At 60.3% G+C, this 23,667-nt stretch carries 21 protein-coding genes; 14 read left to right on the top strand and 7 right to left on the bottom strand.

What is annotated here, in order from left to right; all coding sequences use genetic code 11:
• Positions 1-20 precede the first annotated feature (20 nt).
• The 5 genes from cysM (at position 21) to AC0ZWN_RS03875 (ending at position 6,194) form a co-directional block, all read left to right on the top strand.
• Positions 21-923 carry a cysteine synthase CysM gene (gene cysM, locus AC0ZWN_RS03895; protein ID WP_026000780.1) on the top strand — a complete coding sequence of 301 codons (903 nt, stop codon included), beginning with the start codon at positions 21-23 and terminating at the stop codon, positions 921-923.
• Positions 923-2,299, top strand: coding sequence for a 23S rRNA (uracil(1939)-C(5))-methyltransferase RlmD (rlmD, locus tag AC0ZWN_RS03890; RefSeq protein WP_476334104.1), 1,377 nt, complete (start codon positions 923-925; stop codon positions 2,297-2,299). The genes cysM and rlmD overlap by 1 nt, the downstream gene beginning before the upstream one ends.
• A gap of 101 nt (positions 2,300-2,400) precedes the next feature.
• A complete protein-coding gene (gene relA / locus AC0ZWN_RS03885; RefSeq protein ID WP_077574114.1) occupies positions 2,401-4,644 on the top strand; it encodes a GTP diphosphokinase in 2,244 nt (747 codons plus the stop codon).
• Between the two features lie 148 nt (positions 4,645-4,792).
• Positions 4,793-5,626, top strand: a complete 834-nt coding sequence (mazG, locus tag AC0ZWN_RS03880) for a nucleoside triphosphate pyrophosphohydrolase (protein WP_095125219.1) — start codon at positions 4,793-4,795, stop codon at positions 5,624-5,626.
• Between the two features lie 25 nt (positions 5,627-5,651).
• Complete coding sequence (locus AC0ZWN_RS03875; protein ID WP_016987455.1) at positions 5,652-6,194, top strand: DUF2058 domain-containing protein; 543 nt, start codon at positions 5,652-5,654, stop codon at positions 6,192-6,194.
• Positions 6,195-6,264: 70 nt separating this feature from the next.
• Here AC0ZWN_RS03875 and AC0ZWN_RS03870 read toward each other — a convergent pair whose 3' ends face one another.
• The 6 genes from AC0ZWN_RS03870 to AC0ZWN_RS03845 all read right to left on the bottom strand — a co-directional run bounded on the left by AC0ZWN_RS03870 (position 6,265) and on the right by AC0ZWN_RS03845 (position 13,793).
• The gene (locus AC0ZWN_RS03870) at positions 6,265-6,453 is read right to left on the bottom strand and encodes a hypothetical protein (RefSeq protein WP_034155814.1); all 189 of its coding nucleotides are present in this window, start codon (positions 6,451-6,453) and stop codon (positions 6,265-6,267) included.
• A 386-nt stretch (positions 6,454-6,839) separates the two neighbouring features.
• Complete coding sequence (gene fabB / locus AC0ZWN_RS03865; RefSeq protein ID WP_007968959.1) at positions 6,840-8,060, bottom strand: beta-ketoacyl-ACP synthase I; 1,221 nt, start codon at positions 8,058-8,060, stop codon at positions 6,840-6,842.
• A gap of 11 nt (positions 8,061-8,071) precedes the next feature.
• Positions 8,072-8,587 (bottom strand): 3-hydroxyacyl-[acyl-carrier-protein] dehydratase FabA, encoded by a 516-nt coding sequence (gene fabA / locus AC0ZWN_RS03860; protein ID WP_003227150.1) that lies wholly within the window; start codon positions 8,585-8,587, stop codon positions 8,072-8,074.
• 247 nt (positions 8,588-8,834) lie between these two features.
• On the bottom strand, positions 8,835-10,739 hold the full coding sequence (locus AC0ZWN_RS03855) for an ATP-binding protein (RefSeq protein ID WP_093442229.1): 1,905 nt from the start codon (positions 10,737-10,739) through the stop codon (positions 8,835-8,837).
• The gene (locus AC0ZWN_RS03850; protein ID WP_476334102.1) at positions 10,736-11,668 is read right to left on the bottom strand and encodes an ABC transporter substrate-binding protein; all 933 of its coding nucleotides are present in this window, start codon (positions 11,666-11,668) and stop codon (positions 10,736-10,738) included. The genes AC0ZWN_RS03855 and AC0ZWN_RS03850 overlap by 4 nt, the downstream gene beginning before the upstream one ends.
• 1 nt (position 11,669) lies before the next feature.
• Positions 11,670-13,793: a TonB-dependent receptor plug domain-containing protein gene (locus AC0ZWN_RS03845; RefSeq protein ID WP_476334101.1), complete on the bottom strand. Its 2,124-nt coding sequence runs from the start codon at positions 13,791-13,793 to the stop codon at positions 11,670-11,672.
• A gap of 196 nt (positions 13,794-13,989) precedes the next feature.
• On the opposite strand from AC0ZWN_RS03845, the gene AC0ZWN_RS03840 reads away from it, so the two are divergent.
• From AC0ZWN_RS03840 to AC0ZWN_RS03800, 9 genes are all read left to right on the top strand, one after another.
• On the top strand, positions 13,990-15,015 hold the full coding sequence (locus tag AC0ZWN_RS03840) for an NAD(P)H-dependent glycerol-3-phosphate dehydrogenase (protein ID WP_476334100.1): 1,026 nt from the start codon (positions 13,990-13,992) through the stop codon (positions 15,013-15,015).
• An 18-nt stretch (positions 15,016-15,033) separates the two neighbouring features.
• A complete protein-coding gene (locus tag AC0ZWN_RS03835) occupies positions 15,034-15,381 on the top strand; it encodes a DUF4389 domain-containing protein (RefSeq protein WP_008087808.1) in 348 nt (115 codons plus the stop codon).
• The gene (gene sixA / locus AC0ZWN_RS03830) at positions 15,378-15,830 is read left to right on the top strand and encodes a phosphohistidine phosphatase SixA (RefSeq protein ID WP_095051068.1); all 453 of its coding nucleotides are present in this window, start codon (positions 15,378-15,380) and stop codon (positions 15,828-15,830) included. Before AC0ZWN_RS03835 ends, sixA begins: the two co-directional genes overlap by 4 nt.
• Before the next feature lie 209 nt (positions 15,831-16,039).
• Positions 16,040-17,695, top strand: a complete 1,656-nt coding sequence (locus AC0ZWN_RS03825) for an AMP-binding protein (RefSeq protein WP_476334099.1) — start codon at positions 16,040-16,042, stop codon at positions 17,693-17,695.
• A gap of 31 nt (positions 17,696-17,726) precedes the next feature.
• The gene (locus tag AC0ZWN_RS03820) at positions 17,727-18,170 is read left to right on the top strand and encodes a hotdog fold thioesterase (protein ID WP_095051070.1); all 444 of its coding nucleotides are present in this window, start codon (positions 17,727-17,729) and stop codon (positions 18,168-18,170) included.
• Between the two features lie 276 nt (positions 18,171-18,446).
• Positions 18,447-19,253, top strand: coding sequence for an alpha/beta fold hydrolase (locus tag AC0ZWN_RS03815; protein WP_476334098.1), 807 nt, complete (start codon positions 18,447-18,449; stop codon positions 19,251-19,253).
• Positions 19,250-20,104, top strand: coding sequence for an alpha/beta hydrolase (locus AC0ZWN_RS03810; protein WP_476334097.1), 855 nt, complete (start codon positions 19,250-19,252; stop codon positions 20,102-20,104). The genes AC0ZWN_RS03815 and AC0ZWN_RS03810 overlap by 4 nt, the downstream gene beginning before the upstream one ends.
• Before the next feature lie 115 nt (positions 20,105-20,219).
• Complete coding sequence (locus tag AC0ZWN_RS03805) at positions 20,220-21,026, top strand: DUF4892 domain-containing protein (protein ID WP_093442271.1); 807 nt, start codon at positions 20,220-20,222, stop codon at positions 21,024-21,026.
• 69 nt (positions 21,027-21,095) lie between these two features.
• On the top strand, positions 21,096-22,148 hold the full coding sequence (locus AC0ZWN_RS03800; RefSeq protein WP_116256259.1) for an AI-2E family transporter: 1,053 nt from the start codon (positions 21,096-21,098) through the stop codon (positions 22,146-22,148).
• A 789-nt stretch (positions 22,149-22,937) separates the two neighbouring features.
• Here the strand turns inward: AC0ZWN_RS03800 and xopAW are convergent.
• Complete coding sequence (xopAW, locus tag AC0ZWN_RS03795) at positions 22,938-23,636, bottom strand: XopAW family type III secretion system calcium-binding effector (RefSeq protein ID WP_476334096.1); 699 nt, start codon at positions 23,634-23,636, stop codon at positions 22,938-22,940.
• Positions 23,637-23,667: the final 31 nt, after the last annotated feature.

Raw genomic sequence — 23,667 nt, 5'->3', positions numbered from 1 at the left:
GTCTGGATTGCGAATACGCCATGACCTTGCAGTACCCAACCATCGCCGATTGCGTCGGCAACACGCCGCTGGTGCGTTTGCAGCGCCTGCCCGGTGCTACCAGCAACACCCTATTGCTCAAGCTCGAAGGGAATAACCCGGCAGGTTCGGTCAAGGACCGTCCGGCGTTGTCGATGATCACTCGCGCCGAGTTGCGCGGGCAGATCCACGCCGGCGATACGCTGATCGAAGCGACCTCGGGTAACACCGGGATCGCGCTGGCCATGGCCGCTGCGATCAAGGGTTACAAGATGATCCTGATCATGCCGGACAACTCCAGCGCCGAGCGTAAAGCGGCGATGACCGCGTACGGTGCCGAGCTGATTCTGGTCAGCCAGGAAGAAGGCATGGAAGGCGCCCGCGACCTCGCCCAGCGGATGGAAGCCGAAGGCCGTGGCAAGGTGCTCGATCAGTTCGCCAACGGCGACAATCCTGAGGCGCACTACACCACCACAGGTCCGGAAATCTGGCGTCAGACCCAGGGCACCATTACCCATTTCGTCAGTTCGATGGGCACCACCGGCACCATCATGGGCGTGTCGCGCTACTTGAAAGAGCAGAGCGACAGCGTGCAGATCGTCGGTCTGCAACCGATGGAAGGCTCGGCCATTCCCGGCATCCGCCGCTGGCCGCAGGAATACCTGCCGAAGATTTACCAGGCCGACCGCGTTGACCGTATCGTCGACATGGCGCAAAGCGAGGCCGAAGACGTCACCCGTCGTCTGGCCCGCGAAGAAGGTATCTTCTGCGGCGTGTCCTCTGGCGGTGCGGTGGCAGCGATGCTGCGCCTGTCCAAAGAAGTTGAAAACGCGGTGATCGTCGCGATCATCTGCGACCGTGGCGACCGTTACCTGTCGACCGGCATTTTCGACGCGCCCAACTGATGGCCAAGCACGAGAGAGGCCTGCGCTTCCAGCCCACAGGTGGGAGCAAGGCCGCGCAAATTCCGACCGGCAAAAAGCAGCGCTTGACCATCGAGCGCCTGGCCAATGACGGTCGCGGTATCGCGTTTTTCGAAGGCAAAACCTGGTTCGTCCTCGGCGCCCTCGCCGGCGAAGAGGTCGAAGCGCGGGTGCTCGGCGCCCACGGCAAAGTGGTCGAGGCGCGCACCGAGCGCGTGTTCAAGGCCAGCGAACTGCGTCGCCCGGCACCGTGTCAGCACGCCGGTCGTTGCGGCGGTTGCAGCGTCCAGCACTTGCCCCACAGCGAACAGCTTGCCCTGAAACAGCGCATGCTCGCCGAGCAATTGTCGCGTGTCGCCGGTGTCGAACCTGACGCGTGGGCAGCGCCGCTGACCGGTCCCGAATTTGGCTATCGCCGTCGTGCCCGCATCGCGGTGCGCTGGGACATGAAGGCGAAGAAACTCGAAGTCGGTTTCCGTGCCGCCGGCAGCCAGGACATCGTCGCGATCAACGAATGCCCGGTGCTGGTACAGCCCTTGCAACCGATCATGACCCGTTTGCCGGAGATGCTCCGTCGTTTGAGCAAACCGCAAGCATTGGGCCATGTCGAGTTGTTCAGTGGCTCGTCACTGGCGGTGCTGCTGCGGCACATGGCGCCGTTGTCGGAAGCGGATCTGACCATTCTCAAGGACTTCTGCCAGTTCCATGAAGCGCAATTGTGGCTGCATGGCGAAGGCGAGCCGCAACCGGTCGATGCGACCCAGGCGCTGGGCTATCGCCTGGAACAGTGGGATCTGGATCTGGCGTACCGCCCGGGTGACTTCATCCAGGTCAACGCCGGCGTCAACGAAGCCATGGTTGCGCAAGCGCTGGACTGGCTGCAACCCGGTAGCGACGAGCGCGTGCTGGATCTGTTCTGCGGCCTGGGCAACTTTGCCTTGCCGCTGGCCAAAACCGTTCGCGAAGTCGTTGCGGTCGAAGGCGTGCAGACCATGGTCGATCGCGCCGAAGCCAATGCGGCTAGTAACAATTTGCATAACACAAAGTTTTTTCAAGCCGATTTATCCCAGCCTTTGACCGATGCCCAGTGGATCGGAAACGGCTTTTCTGCGGTACTCTTGGACCCACCGCGTGACGGTGCTTTCGAGGTGGTTCGCAAGCTGGCGACCCTGGGTGCCAAACGGTTGGTGTATGTGTCGTGCAACCCTGCAACTCTGGCGCGCGATACGGTCGAATTGATCAAGCAGGGCTACCGGTTAAAACGTGCCGGGATTCTCGATATGTTTCCTCAGACGGCACATGTCGAGGCCATGGCGTTATTTGAAGCGAGCCAGGATGGCTCGTCTGAATCCGCCTGATCTGTCCGTGCAGCGCTCGCTTTAGCCCCGCGAGCGCAAACGGGCAACAAGGGTCAGCGATTTGACGCATTGAATCTGCGTCGTAGGGAAGGTAAAGCAAGATGGTACAGGTGAGAGCACACCAGCCGATCAACACTGACGGCAGTATCAATCTCGAGGCTTGGCTCGATCACGCGGTCAGTGTCGATCTGGCACTGGATCGCGAAGCCTTGAAAGAAGCCTGCGAGTTCGCTCGCGAGGCCGAACAACAGTCCAATGCCAGGAAGAATCTGTGGGCCGAAGGCTCCGGCAGCTTCAGTACTGGCCTGGAAATCGCCGAGATTCTCGCCGACCTCAAGCTCGATCAGGATTCGCTGGTCGCAGCGGTTTTGTATCGCGGTGTGCGCGAAGGCCAGATCGAACTCGCGGCCGTCGGCCAGCGCTTCGGCCCGGTGGTGGCCAAGCTGATCGACGGCGTGCAGCGCATGGCCGCCATCAGTGCCAGCCTCAGCCCGCGTCAGTCGATGGTCATGGGCACGCAAGGGCAGGTGGAAAACCTGCGCAAGATGCTGGTGGCGATGGTCGATGACGTTCGCGTTGCCCTGATCAAACTCGCCGAACGCACCTGCGCGATTCGTGCGGTGAAAACCGCCGACGACGAAAAGCGTAACCGCGTCGCCCGCGAAGTCTTCGACATTTATGCGCCGCTCGCGCACCGCCTCGGCATCGGTCATATCAAATGGGAACTGGAGGACTTGTCCTTCCGTTATCTCGAGCCGGATCAATACAAGCAGATTGCCAAGTTGCTCCACGAGCGACGGCTGGACCGTGAGCGTTTCATCGCCGATGTGATGACCCAGCTCAAGGATGAATTGCAGGCCACCGGCGTCGATGCCGACATCAGCGGCCGGGCCAAACACATCTATTCCATCTGGCGCAAAATGCAGCGCAAGGGTCTGGAATTCAGCCAGATCTACGACGTGCGTGCGGTGCGCGTGCTGGTCCCGGAAATGCGTGACTGCTACACCGCGCTCGGCATCGTCCACACCTTGTGGCGGCACATCCCGAAAGAGTTCGACGACTATATCGCCAACCCGAAAGAGAACGGCTACCGCTCGCTGCACACGGCGGTGATCGGCCCTGAGGGTAAAGTGCTCGAGGTGCAGATCCGTACGCACTCGATGCATGAAGAGGCTGAGCTCGGTGTCTGCGCGCACTGGCGCTACAAGGGCACCGACGTCAAATCCGGCTCGAACCACTACGAAGAGAAAATTTCCTGGCTGCGTCAGGTCCTCGAGTGGCACGAAGAGCTGGGCGATATCGGTGGTCTGGCCGAACAGCTGCGCGTCGATATCGAGCCGGATCGGGTCTACATCTTCACCCCCGATGGCCACGCCATCGACTTGCCGAAAGGCGCGACACCGCTGGACTTCGCTTATCGCGTGCACACTGAGATCGGCCACAACTGCCGTGGCGCGAAGATCAACGGCCGCATCGTACCGCTCAACTACAGCCTGCAGACTGGTGAGCAGGTCGAGATCATCACCAGCAAGCACGGCACGCCGAGCCGCGACTGGCTGAACTCGAACCTCGGTTACGTCACCACCTCGCGGGCGCGGGCGAAGATCGTTCACTGGTTCAAATTGCAGGCGCGCGATCAGAACGTTGCCGCCGGTAAAACCCTGATCGAGCGCGAACTGACGCGCCTCGGTCTGCCTGCGGTGGACTTCGACAAGCTGGCCGACAAGGCCAACATGAAAACCGCCGAAGACATGTTTGCCGCCCTCGGTGCCGGCGACCTGCGTCTGGCGCAACTGGTCAACCTCGCGCAGCAACTGGTCGAACCGGAGCGCGGCAACGAGCAGCTGGAACTGATTCCACGCAAAGCCACCGGTTACAAACCGGGCAAGCGCGGCGACATTCAGATTCAGGGCGTCGGCAACCTGATGACGCAGATGGCCGGTTGCTGCCAGCCGCTGCCGGGCGATGCGATCGTCGGCTATATCACTCAGGGCCGTGGCGTGAGCATTCACCGTCAGGACTGCGCCTCGGTGCTGCAACTGGGTGGGCGCGAACCGGAGCGGATCATCCAGGTCAGTTGGGGCCCGGTGCCGGTGCTCACCTATCCGGTGGACATCGTTATCCGCGCCTACGACCGTTCCGGTCTGCTGCGTGACGTCTCGCAGGTATTGCTCAACGAACGCATCAACGTGCTGGCGGTCAACACCCGCTCGAACAAGGAAGACAACACCGCGCTGATGTCCCTGACGATCGAGATCCCGGGGCTGGATGCGCTGGGGCGGTTGCTCGGGCGGATTTCGCAGTTGCCGAACATCATCGAAACGCGGCGTAACCGTACCCCTTGAAGATGACTTCGATTGATCGTTCCCACGCTCCGCGTGGGAATGCCTCTAGGGACGCTCTGCGTCCAGTGACGCGGAGCGTCACGGGCTGCATTCCCACGCAGAGCGTGGGAACGATCAAGATCGCAGAAAGGGTTGAGTGAGATTTTGTATGTACAGCCTTGAAGACCTGCTCCACCTGATGAACCGTCTGCGCGATCCGCAATACGGTTGCCCGTGGGACATCAAGCAAACCTACGCGACCATCGTTCCGCACACCCTCGAAGAAGCCTACGAAGTGGCCGACGCCATCGAGCGCGGCGACTTCGATCACTTGCAGGGCGAGCTCGGCGATCTGCTGTTCCAAGTGGTGTATTACAGCCAGTTGGCCAGGGAAGAAGGGCGCTTCGAATTCGCCGGGGTGATCGACAGCATTACCCGTAAGCTGATCCGTCGTCATCCCCACGTGTTCCCCACCGGTGATCTCTACGCACCGCTGGATGTGCCGCGCTTGAGCGAAGAACAGGTCAAGCAGCGCTGGGAAGAGATCAAGGCTGAAGAGCGCGCGGAGAAATCTGCCGCGCCCGAGCAACTGTCACTGCTCGATGACGTGCCGGCAACGTTGCCGGCATTGTCGCGTTCGGCCAAGTTGCAGAAGCGCGCAGGCCAGGTCGGTTTCGACTGGCCAGACGCCTTGCCGGTGCTCGACAAGGTGCGTGAAGAACTCGATGAAGTCCTCGAAGCCATGTCCGAAAACGATCCCGTCGCCGTAGCTGACGAGATCGGCGATCTGCTGTTTTCCGTGGTCAACCTGGCCCGGCATCTGAAGGTCGACCCGGAAACTGCGCTGCGTGGCGCCAACGGCAAGTTCGAAAGACGTTTCCGATTTATCGAACAGGCATTGCGCGACACCCACCGTCCCATAGAAGATTGCACCCTCGAAGAGTTGGACGCCCTGTGGGGTGAAGCCAAACGTCAGGAAAAGAATTTGCCCGGCTGCGGCTGAGCCACTGCCCAAGTGAGTAAGCACCATGAGTATTTCCCTTCGCGACCAGTTGCTCAAAGCAGGCCTGGTCAACCAAAAGCAGGCCAAGCAAGTCAGCAAGGACAAGCAAAAGCAGCAACGTCTGGCGCACAAAGGTCAGATCGAACTGGATGACTCGCAGCAGCGTGCCGCCCAGGAAGCCATGGCCGAGAAGGTCAAGCGTGACCAGGAGCTGAACCGCCAGCAGAAAGAGAAAGCCGAAGCCAAGGCGCGTGCAGCACAGGTCAAGCAACTGATCGAAGTCTCGCGTCTGCCGAAGCTGACCACCGAGGATTACTACAACTTCGTCGACGACAAGAAGGTCAAGCGCATCTCGGTCAACACGCTGATGCGCAATAAGCTCAGCAGCGGTTCGCTGGCGATCGTGCACCATGCCGGCGGCTACGAAGTGATCCCGCGTGAAGCGGCCCTGAAGATCCAGGAGCGCGATCCACAGCGCATCGTCCAGCTCAACGTGCAGACCGAAGAGGTCAGCACCGAGGACGATCCGTACGCGGCTTATCAGATCCCTGATGATCTGATGTGGTAAATCGATAAAGCTGTAACAACGACAAACCCCGCTCATGGCGGGGTTTGTCGTTTTCAATGCTGTGGTTGAATCAGGAGGAACGGGCTTCGCGTTGTTGCTCTTGCACTTCGAGTTCGGCCTTGTAGTTGTGGGCATCGATCTCGTTGTGGAACATGCCGACCAGCAAGTCTTGTTGATGCACATCCCAGATGCGGATACCGGCGGCTACACCTTCGTGGGACATGTGTGAATCGTCGCGTTCAGTTACTTTTACAGTCATCTGCTAGCTCCAAATCTCAAGTTATCTGCAGCAAGGCGTGTGCAGGACTCTTTTATATGATTTGTTAGCTTGCTAAGTAAACGCTTGATTTGCGCAAGGTGTTATTGCGTTTTTTGCAACAGTGCTGCAGCCCGCGTAATCCGCGACATTCGGTCGCAGGGCGGTAGGTTTCATGACAGAAGTTTCATTTTCAGAAGCGCCGAAACCCATTGTGGGAGCGAGCCTGCTCGCGAATTCAGTGGGTCAGACGACGATAGGATGACTGGAATATCGCATTCGCGAGCAGGCTCGCTCCCACAGGGTTTTGCGGTGTACCTGCTATTTTCTTCGGGCAAAAAAACGCCCCGAACCAGTCGGGGCGTTTTCATGTGTGGCTCAGCGGGGAATTACTTGCCTTCCCAGCGCTTCAGTACCAGCGTGGCGTTGGTGCCGCCGAAGCCGAAGCTGTTGCTCATCACGGTATTGATGGTGGCGTTTTCGCGGGTCTTGGTCAGCACCGGCAGATCGGCCACTTCAGGGTCCAGTTCGTCGATGTTGGCGGAACCGGCAATGAAGTTGCCTTCCATCATCAGCATGCAGTAGATCGCTTCGTGAACGCCGGCGGCGCCCAGGGAGTGACCGGACAGGCTCTTGGTCGAGCTGATCGCTGGAGCCTTGTCGCCGAACACTTCACGCACACCTTTCATTTCCGCAACATCGCCGACCGGAGTCGAAGTGCCGTGGGTGTTCAGGTAGTCGATCGGCGTATCAACGGTGGACATCGCCATCTGCATGCAACGGATCGCGCCTTCGCCACTCGGGGCAACCATGTCGTAGCCGTCGGACGTTGCGCCGTAGCCAACGATTTCGGCGTAGATCTTCGCGCCACGGGCCAGAGCGTGTTCCAGTTCTTCAACCACGACCATACCGCCACCGCCGGCAATGACGAAACCGTCACGGTCAGCGTCGTAGGCACGGGAAGCTTGTTCCGGGGTGTCGTTACGCTTGCTGGACAGAGCGCCCATTGCGTCGAACAGGAACGACTGGCTCCAGTGCTCTTCTTCACCGCCACCGGCGAAGACGATGTCCTGCTTGCCCATCTGGATCTGTTCCATGGCGGTACCGATGCAGTGAGCACTGGTGGCGCAGGCAGATGCGATGGAGTAGTTCAGGCCTTTGATCTTGAATGGCGTGGCCAGACAAGCGGAAACGGTGCTGCTCATGGTCCGCGTTACACGGTACGGGCCAACGCGCTTGACGCCTTTCTCGCGCAGGATGTCCAGCGCTTCCATCTGGTTCAGCGTGGAAGCACCACCGGAACCAGCGATCAGGCCGGTACGCGGGTTGGACACTTGCTCTTCGGTCAGGCCGGAGTCAGTGATGGCGTCTTTCATGGCCAGGTAGGCGTACGCGGCTGCGTGGCCGACGAAGCGATAGATCTTGCGATCGATCAGTTCTTCAAGGTTGAGGTCGATGGAGCCGGAAACCTGGCTACGCAGACCCATTTCAGCATATTCCGGGTTGAACCGGATGCCAGGGCGGCTTGCACGCAGGTTAGCGGAGACGGTCTCTTTGTCATTGCCCAGGCACGAAACGATGCCCAGACCAGTGATAACGACGCGGCGCATGCGAATAACCCTTAGAAGTTGTCAGTGGAGGTGAACACGCCGACGCGAAGGCCTTCGGCGGTGTAGATTTCGCGACCGTCGACAGTCACCGAACCATCGGCGATGGCCAGGTTCAGCTTGCCCTTGAGGACGCGTTTGATATGAATGTTGTAGGTGACTTTCTTGGCGGTCGGCAGCACCTGACCGAAGAACTTCACTTCGCCTGAACCCAGCGCACGGCCACGGCCCGGCAGGCCTTGCCAGCCCAGGAAGAAACCGACCAGTTGCCACATGGCATCCAGACCCAGGCAGCCCGGCATCACCGGATCGCCTTCGAAGTGGCACGCGAAGAACCACAGGTCAGGGTTGATATCCAGCTCGGCGACCAATTCACCTTTGCCGTACTTGCCGCCTTCTTCGCTGATCAGGGTGATGCGATCGACCATCAGCATGTTCGGGGCGGGCAGTTGCGCGTTACCTGGGCCGAACAGCTCACCGCGACTGCAGCGCAGCAGATCTTCCCGAGTAAAGGCGTTTTGTTTGGTCATGCGAGCTCCTCAATAATCCCATGCGGCAGGTGGGGCAAATCTTCCCGACCGTTCGAAGCGTTCATGCCTCGAACCGGCAGCCTACTCATAGACTATTGCGTTGTGGTGAAAGTCACAGCACCAAGGACATGAATGTACACTTGTGCACTGAAATTTTTATTCAAGCCCCTTTTGAGGCTCGTTCGGGTGCCTAAGACTGCCGCACTTTCGCTTTTCACGCCAGTCGCAGATGGTCGAAAGGCCCACACTACGACACCCAGCGCTGCAGAATCTGCTGCAGATCATTACGTTTGAACGGCTTCGCCAGATAATCGTTCATGCCCGCCGACAGGCAGGTTTCCCGGTCGCCCTGCAAGGCGTTGGCGGTCAGCGCGATGATCGGCACTTCGCTGCGTCCGGGTAGGCAACGGATCTGTCGGGTGGCCTCATAGCCATCGATGATCGGCAAACGGCAATCCATCAGAATCACTTCGAAGTCGCTGCCCTCGGCGCTGCGCACAGCTTGTGCGCCATCGGTAGCAACACTGACAGTAAAGCCCAGACTGCGCAGCATCGCTTCAATAACTGTCTGGTTCACTGGATTGTCTTCGACCAGCAAGACATTGCGTCCTTCACCATGCTCTTTGCCGTTCAGTGCACGCGGCGCAGCCAGGGGCGGCAGCGCCTGCTTATAGAGTGCCAGCGGAATTTCCAGAGTGAATACCGAACCGCGACCTTCCTCGCTCTGCGCGCGCAAGGTGCCGCCCATGCGTTCGGCCAATGTACGTGCGATCGGCAGACCGAGACCGGTGCCGCCATAGCGCCGTGAAATCGAACTGTCGGCCTGCTGGAAGGCATTGAACATCAACTCCAGACTTTCAGAAGAGATGCCGATGCCGCTGTCACGCACCGAACAGGTGAACCACAGTAATTCGTGATCCAGCGATTGCCACTGCGCCTCGATGCTGACCCGGCCCTGTTCGGTGAATTTCAGCGCATTGCCAACCAGGTTGACCAGAATCTGCCGGATCCGCGTCGGATCGCCCTGCACCTGCAAACCGCGCATGTCGTCCGGGATCCGCAGATTCAGCGCCAGCCCTCGCTGCACCGCGCTGTGCTGGAACGACTGGGCGCAGGCGCCGATCAGTTCGGCGAGGTTGAACGGGATGTGCTCCAGTTCCAGCTCCGAGCGTTCGATGCGCGAGAAGTCGAGAATATCGTTGATGACTTTCAGCAGGTGTTCGGTGGACTCCGAGGCGAGGGCGGCGTATTCGACCTGCTCCTCGGTCATCTCAGTGGTTTCCAGCAGTTGCAGCATGCCCAGCACGCCGTTCATGGGCGTGCGCAGTTCGTGGCTCATCATCGCCAGAAAGTCCGACTTGGCGTTGTTGGCCTTTTCCGCCTCTTCGCGGGTCTGAATCAGTTGCGCCATGGCCTGGTGCTGCTCACGGCTGGCCTGTTCCAGCGCTTGGGCGAGGTTATTGATGTGCTGCGACAGCGCGCCCAGTTCGGTGTCATCGACAATCGGTAGCGGCGTTTTGTAATCGCCGTCCTGAATCGCCTTGACCGCATCGCCGATGTCGCGAATCGGCTGCGACAGGCTGCCGGCCAGGCGTCGTGCCAATACAAAAGTGAAGAGCAGGGCGAACAGCGCGAGAATCCCAGCCTTGAACAGAATCTCCTGCTGGCGCTGGCTGAAGGCATCGTTGGACAAGCCAACGATCACTCGGCCCAGATAGTCCTCGCTGGCCCCGCCGTTGCTGACCTTGCCGTCCTGAAAGAAATCATTGTGCAGGGCGATGCGTTGCAGGCGCACCGGTGCCTGAAACACTTCAACCTGATGCGGGCGGCTGTGCGCGGCGGCGGGCTGTTCGACGTACACCAGAATCCGGTTGGCGCTGTCCTGTATTTCGAGAAAGCGCACGTTGGGCGTGGCCAGTGTCGCTTTGAGCAGGCTTTCCAGCACTTCGTTATTGCCGGAAATCACCCCGTATTCAGTGGCGGGTGCCAGTTGGTTGGCGATCAGTTGGCCGGTGTGGTTCAGCTCCTGGCGCAAATCCTGAATGCGCACAAAGGTAAAGAAGCTGATCAGCAACAAGGTCAACAACAGCGCCGGGCCCAGACTGATCAACTGGGTGCGGGTGTTGATGTCCCAACGGCGACGAAAACTCATGGACGGCGTTCTCCTTCAGCCAGCGCTTGGGCGACAGACGCTTCATTCAGCGGCTCGATCCCTAGGGAACGAGCGACCTGCGCATTACTTGAGACTTTAAAACGTGCGGGGTAAAGCGTTCGCGGCCAACTGGCCGGCGATTGGTCGAGCAAATGATCGAGCACGGCCAGCCAGTCGTTCTGATCGCTGTAGGTACTCGCCAGGCTGCCGGCGCGGACGAACGCCACGTTGGGACCGACCAGCGCGACTTGCCGTGAATAGCTGCTGAGCAGCAGGTTTTTCGCGGTTTTCGGGTTGTACAGATCGGGATCGTCGAGCCCCAGCAATACGTCGCTGTTTTTCAGCACGGTTTGCAAAGGGCGGCTGTCGTGGGTGTTGTCCCAGCGCTCGCTGACGATTTGCAGATTCAGCGGCGCAGCGGCGAGATTCAGCTCCTTGAGGAGGAATTCGCTGTGCTCATCGAACAGCACGCCGATCCGCCGGGCCTGGGGCAGGATGCGCCGGATCAACTGCAACTGGCGGCTCAGCGGTGGATCACTCCAGAGCAAACTCAGGTGCGCCGGTTGCGCGCTGCCGAGGCGCTGGCGCGCTTGCAGACGACTGATGCGCAGCACCAGCGTTGCCGGGCCTTGGGGGTCTTGCAGGCGCCAGTCGAGGCTCGGCAGGTCGAGCAGAATCAGGCGCAGACTGGCAGGCAGTTTTCCCGGTGCCGGCAGACTGGCCAACGGCTGGAAATGCACGTTGTCAGTCGGACGCAATTCGCTGAGTGCCTGGACGAATGCTTGCACGCCGGGACTTTCCTCGGCACCGGTCAACAGAATATCGGCGGCCTGCACCGCCACGCCATGCAGCCAAGCGGTCAGAAACAGGCAAACCCCGGCCAGCCAGTGGCCAAGGGTTGGCAGCTTCCGTGACGGCCCGTAGCGCATCCTAGAACTCCAGCTCAGCGCTGAAATACATCACCCGACGCTCGTCGTAATTATTGTCGACGAAGGTGGTCGGCTCATGGTCGAGGCGCTGTTGCAGTACGCCGGCCAGTTGCAGCTGGGCTTTGCCCAGCGGGATGCGTTTGGCGATGCGCGTGTCGACCCGCTCGAAACGGTAGCCATTGAGCGCGTTGTCGCCGTAATAGAAGAGGGCGCTGTTCCAGCCATGGCCCCAATCGCGCAGCCAACCGGCCGAACCGCTATTGCGTGAGGTGAATTGTTGATCCAGCGGATTGCTCGCTTCGGCATCGACGAAGGCGTAGGTGAACCGCAAGCGGTCGGCCAGACTCACGCGCCAGTCGAGCTGGGTTTCGGTGCCACGAAACCGCGAGCTGTTGGCGTTGCTGGCGATGTATTGGTTGTTACGCAGCGGCTCACTGATCATTCCGGTGATCTCGTCGTAGAACAGCTTCACATCCAGGGCCAGGCCCAGCTCGGCGAAGTAGCCGTTGTAGCCCAGCTCCCGCGAGCGCATGTGCTCCTGATCGAGATCGCCCGGGCCGCGCGTCTTGACGAAGTACCGCGCCGACGACTGGCCGTAAGCCGAAGGCCGCAGGTTGCTGACCTGATAGCTCCAGTTGACGTTGTTCTCGAACATGTCCGGCGAGCGGATCGCTTCCGAGTAAACCGCGCGCAGGCCGTGGCGCGGGTTGATCAGGTAATTGACGGCAAATCGCGGGGTCAGCGAACTGCCGATCAGTTGCGTGTTTTCGAACATCGCACCGCCCTGCAACAGCCAATGCTCCGTGGCGCGCCATTCCAGTTGGCCGAACGCGCGCCACGTGGTGTCGTCCAGTGTGCCGTTGAAGTAGGTTTCGGAGTCGGCGCGGTCGTAACGATAGTTCATACCGCTGACCAGACGCAGGCTGTCAGACAGGCTGAGGGTGTCCTGCAATTCGAGGTCGTAACGCGATTCCCGCGCGCTCTGGTCGATGTCGCCGCACAGGGTGCGGCTGGCGCCGTTACGCCATTGCTCGAGCACCTGATTGGCCAGGGCCATTTCCTGCGGGGTGCCGGGCGCCGCGCCGGGGCCGGTGAAGCGGGTGATGTTGCGCGCCAGACGTTCGGTGTAATTCGGGTTGAGTTGCCACAGTTGCGTCAGTTCGGGGCTGAATGACACCTCGGCATCACAGGCGCGCCAGGTTTGCTGGCGATCCCAGTGTTGCGCCGAGCCTTGTATATAAAGGCTGTGCTCCGGGTTGAGATCGAGGTTCCAGCGCACCGAGCCGGCGTAATCTTTGGCGACTACGTCGGAATTGTTCCCGGCGGCGGTAATCCCGGAGAACACCGGACGATAGGTGTACGGCCGTTGGTTGCTGCCGTCCTTGGCGTTGACCTGCCAGTCGAGGCTCTGGTTATCGCTGAGGGTGTGGCTGACCGCGAGACTGAAACGGTTCAAGCGCCGGCTGTCGCGGTAATCGGCGCCGCTGCGATCGCTGTCGAAGCCGTCGTCTTCTTGCCCGGACAGCGACAGGCGCAGATCGCCGCCATTCCAGCCGGTGCCCTGGCTGGCGTAGAAATCGTTGATGCCGCGCTGACCGCGGGTGTACTTCAGCCGCGTACCGTGGCTGTCCGCCGGGTTTCGCGTGATGATATTGACCACCGCCATCAGCGCGTTGGCGCCGTAGCTGACAGTGTTGGGGCCGCGAAAAACTTCGATGCGCTCGATGTCTTCCATGGCCACCGGAATATCGCTCCAGTCCACCGTGGACAAACCGGCGCGGTACACCGAGCGACCGTCGATCAGCACCTGCATGCGCCGCGCTTCGCTGGCGTTGGTGCCGTGGTAATTGACCGCCGCCTGATTGCCGCTGATGTTGCCGACCATCATCCCCGGTACCAGTCGCAGCAGTTCGCTGATATCGCGGGCACCGCTGGCGTGGATCAGTTCGTTGTCAATTACGGTCATGCTCCCTGGCACTTCCGCCGGGGTTTGTTTCAGGCGCGTGGCAGTCAGTACCTGTGGCAGTGCTTCGTTGTCCATGAACAGGTCGTCGGCCAGCACTAGCGGGCTGAACAGCAGCGCCAGTAAGACGGACGAACGCGGGGACGCAGAGCCAAATGACACGACACAACCTTGATAGCGAAGAATTGGCGCGCATGTTAACCGAGGGCAGCGACATTTCCAGTCACGTTGCAGGCATTTTCCTAGGTTTTATTGGTCTTCTTCCTACAAGTGTCGGTAATTGTTGCTGGGGCTGGCCGCGCGTTGGCCGCCCCGTATAATGCCAGCATCGCCACTGGTATGGATTAACGGATTGCATATGACTGAACAGCGCCCGATTGCGGTCCTGGGAGGCGGAAGTTTTGGTACCGCCGTGGCCAATCTTTTGGCCGAGAACGGCCATCAAGTCCGGCAGTGGATGCGTGACCCCGAGCAGGCCGAGGCCATCCGGGTCAATCGCGAAAACCCGCGTTACCTCAAAGGCATCAAGATTCTGCCGGGGGTGACTGCCGTCACCGACCTGCAGGAAACCCTCGACGCCTGCGATCTGTGCTTTGTCGCGCTGCCGTCCAGCGCGTTGCGCACGGTGCTTGCCGCTCACGCCGAGCGGTTGAGCGGCAAGATGCTGGTCAGCCTGACCAAAGGCATCGAAGCGCAGACCTTCAAACTGATGAGCCAGATTCTCGAAGAAATCGCCCCGCAGGCGCGCATCGGCGTGTTGTCCGGGCCGAACCTGGCGCGCGAGATTGCCGAGCACGCACTGACCGCCACCGTGGTCGCCAGCGAAGACGAAGAACTGTGTAAAACCGTGCAGGCTGCGTTGCATGGTCGTACCTTCCGCGTTTACGCCAGTGCTGACCGTTTCGGTGTCGAGTTGGGCGGTGCGTTGAAAAACGTTTACGCGATCATCGCCGGCATGGCGGTGGCGCTGGAGATGGGCGAGAACACCAAGAGCATGCTGATCACCCGGGCACTGGCGGAAATGACCCGTTTTGCCGTGAATCAGGGCGCTAACCCCATGACCTTCCTCGGTCTGGCCGGTGTCGGCGATCTGATCGTGACCTGTTCGTCGCCGAAGAGTCGCAACTATCAAGTCGGTTTTGCGCTGGGTCAGGGCTTGAGTCTCGACGAAGCGGTGTCACGTCTCGGTGAAGTCGCTGAAGGGGTCAACACCTTGAAGGTGCTCAAGGCCAAGTCGCAGGAAGTCGGCGTGTACATGCCGCTGGTCGCCGGGCTGCACGCAATCCTGTTCGAAGGACGCACGCTGGAACAGGTGATCGGTCTACTGATGCGAGCCGAACCGAAAACCGACGTCGATTTTATTTCCACCAGTGGTTTCAACTGATTCAGCACGGAGCAAGTCATGAACGATCCGAAAACCGAAGCCAAGTACGAATCCATCCTTCTGCGCGTGTTGTGGATGATCGTCTACGTGCTGGTCTGGCAAGTGGCGCAGTTCATCCTCGGCGCGGTGGTGCTGGTGCAACTGATCTATCGTTTGATCTATGGCGCCCCGAGCGCCAGCCTGATGAATTTCGGCGACAGCCTGAGCCAGTTTCTGGCGCAGATCGGCCGTTTCGGCAGTTTCCACAGCGACCAGAAACCGTGGCCGTTCGCCGACTGGCCAACCCCGCGTACTCCGGAAGGTGAAGCGCCGCACGCCGTCGCACCGGCACCGCATCCGGTTCGAGATGAGGAACCCAAGCTATGAAACTCTGGGTATTACGTCACGGTGAAGCCGTGCCTTACGGCTCGTGCCCCGACTCCGAACGGGAACTGACCGATCACGGCCGTAAAGAAGTCTTGAACAGCGCGGCCCATTTGATCGGCCAACCGCTGACGGCGATCTACGCCAGCCCTTATCTGCGCGCGCAACAGACTGCGCAGATAGTTCGTGAGGCGCTGGGTTTCGAGCCGGAGATTCGCACGGTCGAGTGGCTGACGCCGGAGGTTGATCCGGACAAGGTCACCGATCAACTGGTGTCGGTGAGCAACGTCCTGCTGGTCAGTCACAACCCGCTGGTGGGCAATCTGCTGAGTTATCTGCAACATGGCGCCGGGTATCCGCCGGAGAAGGTCAGTACTGCCGGGTTGGCGGAGCTGGAAAGCCCTGAACTGCTGATCGGCTCGATGAACCTCAACAGCCTCAAACATCCCTGAAATTGTAAACACCGACCCTGTAGGCCTTCGCATGCTCGAGATAGCGGTATATCAGTCGCTATTTATGTCGACTGACAACCCGCTATCGCGAGCAGGCGAAGGCCTACAGGTACCGCGTACAGCCTGAAATTATTTGTGTGAATTTTCCAACCAAGCACTTGCTTGGTTGACTACGCTTGCTCCAGACCCAAAAAACAGGAGCGAGTCGCATGTCTGCCGCCTTCCGTTTGCCGCTGGACGTGTTCTACGAACGTGAAGCCCGGCACCCGCGCCAGCGCTTCCTCGTGCAGCCCATTGGCGGCGGCCAGGTCGAGACGCTGAGCTGGGCGGATGTTGGCCATCAGGCCCGCTGCGCCGCACATTGGTTGCGTGCGCGGGAGTTGCCGCAGGGCAGCCATATCGCCCTGATCTCGAAAAACTGTGCGCACTGGATCATCGCCGACCTGGCGATCTGGATGGCCGGGCACGTCTCCGTTCCGCTGTATCCCAACCTCACCGCCGACTCTGTCGCGCAAGTGCTCAATCACTCGGAAAGCGTCCTGGCCTTCATCGGCAAGCTCGACGACTGGCCGGGCATGTGCAAAGGCGTGCCGGCGGATCTGCCGACCATCAGCTTGCCACTGCACCCGCCCGGGGATTTCGATTTTACTTGGGCCGACTTGCAGCGCAGTTCGCCGATTCAGGATGATCCCCGTCCCGATGCCGAGCAATTGGCGACGATCATTTACACCTCCGGCACCACCGGCCTGCCCAAAGGCGTGATGCACAGTTTTGCCAATCTCGGTTTCGCCACGACGCGCGGCACGCAACTGTTCGGGCTTAACGAGAACGATCGATTGCTCTCGTACTTGCCGCTGTGCCACGTCGCCGAGCGCATGTTCGTGGAACTGGCGTCGATCTACACCGGGCAGACGGTTTTCTTCGCCGAGAGCCTTGAGACCTTCATCACTGACCTGCAGCGAGCGCGGCCGACCGCGATGTTCGGTGTGCCGCGCATCTGGACCAAATTCCAGATGGGCGTGTACAGCAAGATCCCGGCGAAACGTCTGGATTTTCTTCTCGGTCTGCCATTCATTGGCAAGCGCGTTGGTCACAAGGTACTGGCAGGCCTGGGGCTGGATGCTTTGCGAGTGGCGTTATCCGGTGCCGCGCCGGTGCCGCAGACCTTGCTCGCCTGGTATCAGAAACTTGGCCTGGATGTGCTGGAGGTCTACGGCATGACCGAGAGTTGCGGCTACTCGCACATCTGCCTGCCGGGGCAATACAAGCAGGGTTGGATCGGCAAGCCGTGCCCGGATGTCGAAGTACGTATCGATGAGTCGGGCGAGGTGCAGGTGCGCAGTCAGGCGAACATGCTCGGCTATTTCAAGGAACCGCAGAAAACCGCCGAAACGTTGACCGAGGACGGCTTTCTGCGCACTGGCGACAAGGGCGAGCAGGATGCTGAAGGGCGCCTGCGCCTGACTGGTCGCCTCAAGGAAATCTTCAAGACCAGCAAGGGCAAATATGTTGCCCCGGCACCGATCGAAAATCGCTTGGCCGTGCATTCGCGGATTGAACAGGTGTGTGTGGTAGGTGACGGCCTAAGCGCGCCACTCGGCTTGTGCGTCTTGTCGACGGTCAATCAGGAGGAGGGCCGGGCGAGCCTGCATTCGAGCCTGGAAAAACTCCTCGAAGAGGTCAACGCCGTGCTCGACAAGCACGAACGCCTGCGTCGACTGGTGGTGGTCAAGGACAGTTGGGCGGTGGAAAACGGCTTCCTCACGCCAACCCTGAAGATCAAGCGCAACGTCATCGAAGACACCTATGGCGCGCGTTTCGAAGAATGGAGCGAGCGCAGCGAGGCGGTGCTGTGGCAGGATTGAGCGACCACTAAAACAACAAAGGAAGTCTGCGATGAGCTTGTGGCGAACCACTCCGAACATCGAGCAGTTGAACGCAATCCAGAAGAACACCATCGGCGAAGTGCTGGACATCCGCTTCGAAGCGTTCGACGAAGAATCGCTGACCGCGAGCATGGTCATCGACCATCGCACCCATCAGCCCTATGGTTTGTTGCACGGTGGCGCCTCGGTGGTACTGGCGGAAACCGTCGGTTCGATGGCCAGCTATCTGTGCATCGATGCCAGCAAGTTTTACTGCGTGGGACTTGAGATCAACGCCAACCATCTGCGCGGCTTGCGCAGTGGGCGGGTGACGGCGGTGGCCAAGCCGATTCACATTGGTCGCACCACGCATGTGTGGGACATTCGCTTGACCAGTGATGAAGGTAAGGCCAGTTGTGTGTCGCGGTTGACCATGGCGGTGGTGCCGTTGGGTGAGCAGCCACCCTCACCCTAACCCTCTCCCAGAGGGAGAGGGGACTGACCGAGTGGTTTATTCGAAGTACATCGACCTGAGATACCGAGCCGAACTCAGGTTTTGAAATTCATGCAGATCGGCTCCCTTTCCCCCTCGCCCCCTGGGGGAGAGGGCTGGGGTGAGGGGGGACGCGATCTCTCTGACACACCATCACGCTGACCGGACTGTCATCATTCCTGGCAGTTACGGTCATTGCTGTAAGGCGCGGTCTTACGGACAATCAACGCCACGTTTCCCGCTCATGGATTTGCCAGCATGTCGCAACCGATCTTTTTCGCCCACGCCAACGGCTTCCCTTCGGGCACGTATGGCAAGTTGTTCGCGGCGCTGGCGCCCGAGTACCGGGTTGCGCATCTGGAGCAGCATGCCCATGACCCGCGTTTTCCGGCGGATGACAATTGGTACAACCTCGTCGACGAGTTGATCCACCATTTGCAGCAGCAGGATCAGCCGGTGTGGGGCGTCGGCCATTCGTTCGGCGGCGTACTGCACTTGCACGCGGCGCTGCGTTGCCCTGAGCTGTATCGCGGCGTGGTGATGCTCGATTCGCCGGTGCTGACCCGCACTGATCAGTGGGTAATCCGCGCGGCCAAGCGCTTTGGCTTCATCGACAGACTGACCCCGGCCGGACGGACGCTGGGGCGCCGCGAAGAGTTCGCCGACCTCGACAGTGCGCGCAGCTATTTTGCTGGCAAGACACTGTTCCGTGGTTTCGACCCGGAATGCTTCGATGCCTACCTGCAGCACGGTTTGCACCAGGTCGGCGACAAGCTGCGCCTGCGCTTCGATCCGGCGACCGAAATCAGCATCTATCGCGGCGTGCCGCACACCAGCCCCGGACGCACCCGGCAATTACAGGTGCCGCTGGCGGTGGTGCGCGGGCACAAGAGCCGTGTGGTCATGCGCCATCACACCCGTTTCGTTTCGCGTCTGGCCCAGGGCGAGGCGTTGAGCATGCCCGGCGGCCACATGTTCCCGCTTGAGCGTCCGCAGGACACCGCGCGGTTGTTGAAGAATCTGTTTACCCGTTGGGAGCACCGTCAGAACAAGGATTGCGCATGAGTCCGACCTTCGAAGAAGTGCGCCTGAGCCTGCCGCATATCGAACTGGCCGCGCATTTATTCGGTCCCGAGGACGGGCTGCCGGTGATTGCACTGCATGGCTGGCTCGACAATGCCAACAGCTTTGCCCGTCTGGCGCCGAAGCTCAAAGGCTTGCGCATCATCGCGCTGGACATGGCCGGGCACGGACATTCCGGGCACCGGCCGAACGGCGCCGGCTATGCGCTGTGGGATTACGCCCATGACGTGCTGCAGGTCGCCGAGCAACTGGGCTGGAAACGTTTCGGCCTGCTCGGGCATTCGATGGGCGCGATTGTTTCGCTGGTGCTGGCGGGTTCGCTGCCGGAGCGCATCAGCCATCTGGCGCTGATCGACGGCGTCATTCCTCCTACAGACAAAGGCGAAAATGCAGCCGAGCGCATGGGCATGGCCCTGCAAGCGCAACTGGATCTGCGCGAGAAGCGCAAACCGGTTTACAGCACCCTCGACCGTGCCATCGAAGCGCGCATGAAAGGTCTGGTGGCGGTCAGCCGTGAGGCGGCTGAATTGTTGGCCCAGCGCGGTCTGATGCCGGTGCCCGGCGGTTACACCTGGCGCACCGACAATCGCCTGACCCTGCCATCGCCGCTGCGTCTGACCCAGGAACAGGCAATGGCTTTCGCACTTCGGGTCAGTTGCCCGGCGCAACTGGTGGTCGCGGCTGACGGCATGCTCGCCAAACATCCGGAGCTGCTGGAGCGTCTACCCTTTAGCCGGGAACAGTTGGCGGGCGGGCACCATTTGCACCTGAACGATGAGGCCGGAGCGGACCTTGTCGCAGACTGTTTCAATCGGTTCTTCGCCATTCCTTGACTTGCCGCAGGCAACTGTCGAGGCTGGACGGGTTGAAATGGGAGACAACTACGATGGATTTCTATACCGCTGCGACCTCGAATCATCCAGCATTGCCGATCCGATGAGCCTGACTATGCGGTCACTCAGTCTGTTGGCACTGTGCTGTTTCAGTACCGTTTCGTTTGCCGCCGATGTGCCGGGCAGTCAGGATCTGCAGATCGTGCCGCGTCTGGCCGATGCACAGATCGTCGACTACCGCCCGCCTGTGGAGCTTGAGCGGATCTATCCGCTGGGCTCGATCCGCAAGATCAGCGGGCAGCTGCGTTTCGACGGTCAGGTCACCGCCCGTGGCCAGACCACTTCGGTGACCTACGAGTTGCCCCCCGAACACTCCGCCACCGAAGCCTTTACTGCCGCTCGTGAAGCCCTGCAAAAGCAGGACGCCGAATTGCTGTTCTGGTGTCAGGCGCGTGATTGCGGTGAAAGCAGCCTGTGGGCCAACGAGGTGTTCGGCAACGCCAAGTTGTACGGTGCTGACGAACAACAGGCGTATCTGTTGTTGAGACTGGCCGCACCGCGTGACAACACGCTGGTGGCGCTTTACAGCATCACGCGCGGCAACCGCAAAGCCTATCTGCATGTCGAACAGTTCGAGGCGGCTGCACCGTTGGGTGAGCTGCTGCCGACCTCGGCGACCCTGTTGCGTCAGTTGAAAAGCACCGGTGAGCTGGATTTTCCTGATCGCGTGAATGACCCGGATGACACCTGGCTACGCCTGATTTCCCGTGGCCTTAATCTCGATACGACGTTGCGCGTGACGGTGTCCGGGCCGAAAGCCGAGGCCTGGCGACAGGCTCTGATCAATCAGGGCGTGCGGGCGGCACGCATGGAGACCGGCAGTGTAGAAGGCTCTGGCCTGCGCATTGATCTGTTGCGTTAAGCTGTTTCGGGCGAGCACGAACTGCGTGTTCGCCTACTCTTTGCCTGACTGACTTTTTCGAGACCTTACATGCTCAATAACGATCGCCTGCTGGTGCAGATCCTGCTGCTGGTGTTGTTTGGTGCCAGCCTGTGGGTGATGGCGCCGTTCTGGTCGGCCCTGTTCTGGGGCGCGGTGCTGGCATTCGCCAGTTGGCCGCTGATGCGTCTGTTGACCCGCTGGCTCAATGGCCGTGAGTCGCTGGCTGCGGGGATTCTGACGCTGGGCTGGATGCTGCTGGTGGCCGCGCCGCTGGTCTGGCTGGGGTTCAACGTGGGGGATCATGTGCGTGATGCCACGGCGTTCATCAAGGATGTGCAGGTCGACGGTCTGCCGGAAGCGCCGGTGTGGCTGGGGACTTTGCCGTTTGTGGGCGAGCGCCTGGTCGGGCTGTGGAACAGCATCGATCAGCAGGGCGCCGCGCTGATGGTGTCGATCAAACCTTATCTGGGGCAGGTCGGTAACTGGCTGCTGGCGCGCAGTGCGCAGATTGGTGGCGGGATTCTCGAGCTGACGTTGAGCATTGTCTTTGTGTTCTTTTTCTATCGTGACGGGCCGCGACTGGCGGCGTTTGTGCACAGTCTGCTGGAGCGCTTGATCGGGGATCGTGCCGGGTATTACATCGAGTTGGTGGCGGGTACGGTGCAGCGGGTGGTCAACGGGGTGATCGGCACGGCGGCGGCGCAGGCGGTTCTGGCGTTGATCGGGTTTTTGATTGCCGGGGTGCCGGGGGCGCTGGTGCTCGGGATTGTTACCTTCCTGTTGAGTCTGATTCCGATGGGGCCGCCGTTGGTGTGGGTGCCGGCGACGGCCTGGCTGGCGTGGAAGGGTGAGTACGGGATGGCGGTGTTTCTCGGGATCTGGGGGACGTTTGTCATCAGTGGGGTGGATAACGTGCTCAAGCCGTATTTGATCAGCCGCGGGGGGAATTTGCCGTTGGTGATTGTGTTGCTTGGGGTGTTTGGCGGGTTGATTGCGTTTGGGTTTATCGGGTTGTTTATCGGGCCTACGTTGTTGGCGGTGGCTTATAGTTTGTTGACGGATTGGAGCAAGAGTCAGGGGCGGGTTGAGGATCGGCGGTAGCTGTTTTGGGTTTTGGGTTTGGGTGTATATCCATTGCTGCGGTAACGGCTGCTTAGGGTTCCGCCCTTACGGCGGGTCACCTTTTCCAAACGCCGAAAAGGTAACCCAAAAGGCTTGCTCCTACGTGCGGCCCGCTCGCTGGGGCTCGGGGTTCCTTCGCTGCGGGATCGATCCGGGCGCAGCGCCTACGGTTTGCTTCGCTGCACCTCCTCTCGCTGTGTTTGGCTGCGCCAAACGGTCGCTGCGCTCCCACGCCCGGATCAATCCCTCCACTCAGCCTTCCGACGTCGCCTGTGGATCAAGATCAAGAGCAGGCGAGCTGACACTCGGCCTATTGAGTGGTGAAGAGCGCGGGTGTTCGGCTTTTGATTTGCGTTGTTGCTGCCCCTCACCCCAGCCCTCTCCCGAGGGAGAGGGGGCTGAAATGTGTGCTTTTCAAAGCCTCAGTTCGACGCGGTATCGCACGTCGGCGTACCTCTCCCAAACACCTCGGTCAGTCCCCTCTCCCTCCGGGAGAGGGCTAGGGTGAGGGGCTTTTGATCTGTTTCAGAATCTGAGTTCGACTCGGTATTTCATGTCGGCGTAGCTCTCCCAAACACCTCGATCAGTCCCCTCTCCCTCTGGGAGAGGGCTAGGGTGAGGGGCTTTTGATCTGTTCCAGAATCTGAGTTCGACTCGGTATTTCAAGTCGGCGTAGCTCTCCCAAACACCTCGGTCAGTCCCCTCTCCCTCTGGGAGAGGGCTAGGGTGAGGGGCTTTTGATTGTCCGCGGCAAATAGTGTCTTCGACTCAAGTCGCCACATTCAAATACTTGCCCACCGACGCCGTTTTCTCCAGCGAGTACTGTTTGCTCAAATTGGCAATCATGCGGTTCAGGGCTTCGGTGGTGCTCTGGGTAGAAGCGGTCTGTTCTTCATCCGGCCGTTCTCGCCCTGCCTGTAAAGCCGCTTTCAGCTCGTCGCTGCTTACACCGCCGCTGCTGTCGCTATCGAGAACCTTGAGCAGCGCGGCACTGGTGTCAGTGCTGGTGGTTGAAGTCGCGCTGTCGCTGGCTTGCAGTGCGCTGCCGAGTTCTGTCGCGGTCACGCTGCCGTCGCCATCCGCATCAAGTTGGCTGAACAGTTCGTCGCTGCTGATGGCGCCGTCACCGTCGCTGTCGAGGGCGCTGATCAGGGCGTCGGCGAGGTCAGTGTCCGGTGCTTGATCGTGTGGCGGTGGCGGGGGCGCCATGGCGGTCAATTCTTCGGCGCTGAGGCTGCCGCTGGCATCGCTGTCCAGATCGCCGAACTGTTTACTCAGGTTGACCAGCAGGCCGTCGTCGGATTTCTGTGACAGGGCGCTTTTCAGTTCGTCCTGATCCACCGCGCCGTCGCCGTTGCTGTCGAGTTTGGCGAACAGTTCTTTTTGCAGTTGCTGGCTGCGGGCGTTTTGCGTGGAGGTACTGCTGGTGCTGGTATAGCTCGTGTAGTTGCTGACGCTACCAATCATCGGATTCACTCCCTGGAATGGAAAACCGGTG

It is taken from the genome of Pseudomonas sp. 3B-A001-10F (genome assembly GCF_056313565.1).
The sequence above is the reverse complement of the archived record's forward strand: the minus strand, read 5'-3'. Positions and strand labels throughout refer to the sequence as shown.

Coding starts and splice junctions, on each gene's coding strand:
- cysM (WP_026000780.1), top strand. CDS start 21: ATGACCTTGCAGTACCCAACCATCGCCGATTGCGTCGGCAACACGCCG.
- rlmD (WP_476334104.1), top strand. CDS start 923: ATGGCCAAGCACGAGAGAGGCCTGCGCTTCCAGCCCACAGGTGGGAGC.
- relA (WP_077574114.1), top strand. CDS start 2,401: ATGGTACAGGTGAGAGCACACCAGCCGATCAACACTGACGGCAGTATC.
- mazG (WP_095125219.1), top strand. CDS start 4,793: ATGTACAGCCTTGAAGACCTGCTCCACCTGATGAACCGTCTGCGCGAT.
- AC0ZWN_RS03875 (WP_016987455.1), top strand. CDS start 5,652: ATGAGTATTTCCCTTCGCGACCAGTTGCTCAAAGCAGGCCTGGTCAAC.
- AC0ZWN_RS03870 (WP_034155814.1), bottom strand. CDS start 6,453: ATGACTGTAAAAGTAACTGAACGCGACGATTCACACATGTCCCACGAA.
- fabB (WP_007968959.1), bottom strand. CDS start 8,060: ATGCGCCGCGTCGTTATCACTGGTCTGGGCATCGTTTCGTGCCTGGGC.
- fabA (WP_003227150.1), bottom strand. CDS start 8,587: ATGACCAAACAAAACGCCTTTACTCGGGAAGATCTGCTGCGCTGCAGT.
- AC0ZWN_RS03855 (WP_093442229.1), bottom strand. CDS start 10,739: ATGAGTTTTCGTCGCCGTTGGGACATCAACACCCGCACCCAGTTGATC.
- AC0ZWN_RS03850 (WP_476334102.1), bottom strand. CDS start 11,668: ATGCGCTACGGGCCGTCACGGAAGCTGCCAACCCTTGGCCACTGGCTG.
- AC0ZWN_RS03840 (WP_476334100.1), top strand. CDS start 13,990: ATGACTGAACAGCGCCCGATTGCGGTCCTGGGAGGCGGAAGTTTTGGT.
- AC0ZWN_RS03835 (WP_008087808.1), top strand. CDS start 15,034: ATGAACGATCCGAAAACCGAAGCCAAGTACGAATCCATCCTTCTGCGC.
- sixA (WP_095051068.1), top strand. CDS start 15,378: ATGAAACTCTGGGTATTACGTCACGGTGAAGCCGTGCCTTACGGCTCG.
- AC0ZWN_RS03825 (WP_476334099.1), top strand. CDS start 16,040: ATGTCTGCCGCCTTCCGTTTGCCGCTGGACGTGTTCTACGAACGTGAA.
- AC0ZWN_RS03820 (WP_095051070.1), top strand. CDS start 17,727: ATGAGCTTGTGGCGAACCACTCCGAACATCGAGCAGTTGAACGCAATC.
- AC0ZWN_RS03815 (WP_476334098.1), top strand. CDS start 18,447: ATGTCGCAACCGATCTTTTTCGCCCACGCCAACGGCTTCCCTTCGGGC.
- AC0ZWN_RS03810 (WP_476334097.1), top strand. CDS start 19,250: ATGAGTCCGACCTTCGAAGAAGTGCGCCTGAGCCTGCCGCATATCGAA.
- AC0ZWN_RS03805 (WP_093442271.1), top strand. CDS start 20,220: ATGCGGTCACTCAGTCTGTTGGCACTGTGCTGTTTCAGTACCGTTTCG.
- AC0ZWN_RS03800 (WP_116256259.1), top strand. CDS start 21,096: ATGCTCAATAACGATCGCCTGCTGGTGCAGATCCTGCTGCTGGTGTTG.
- xopAW (WP_476334096.1), bottom strand. CDS start 23,636: ATGATTGGTAGCGTCAGCAACTACACGAGCTATACCAGCACCAGCAGT.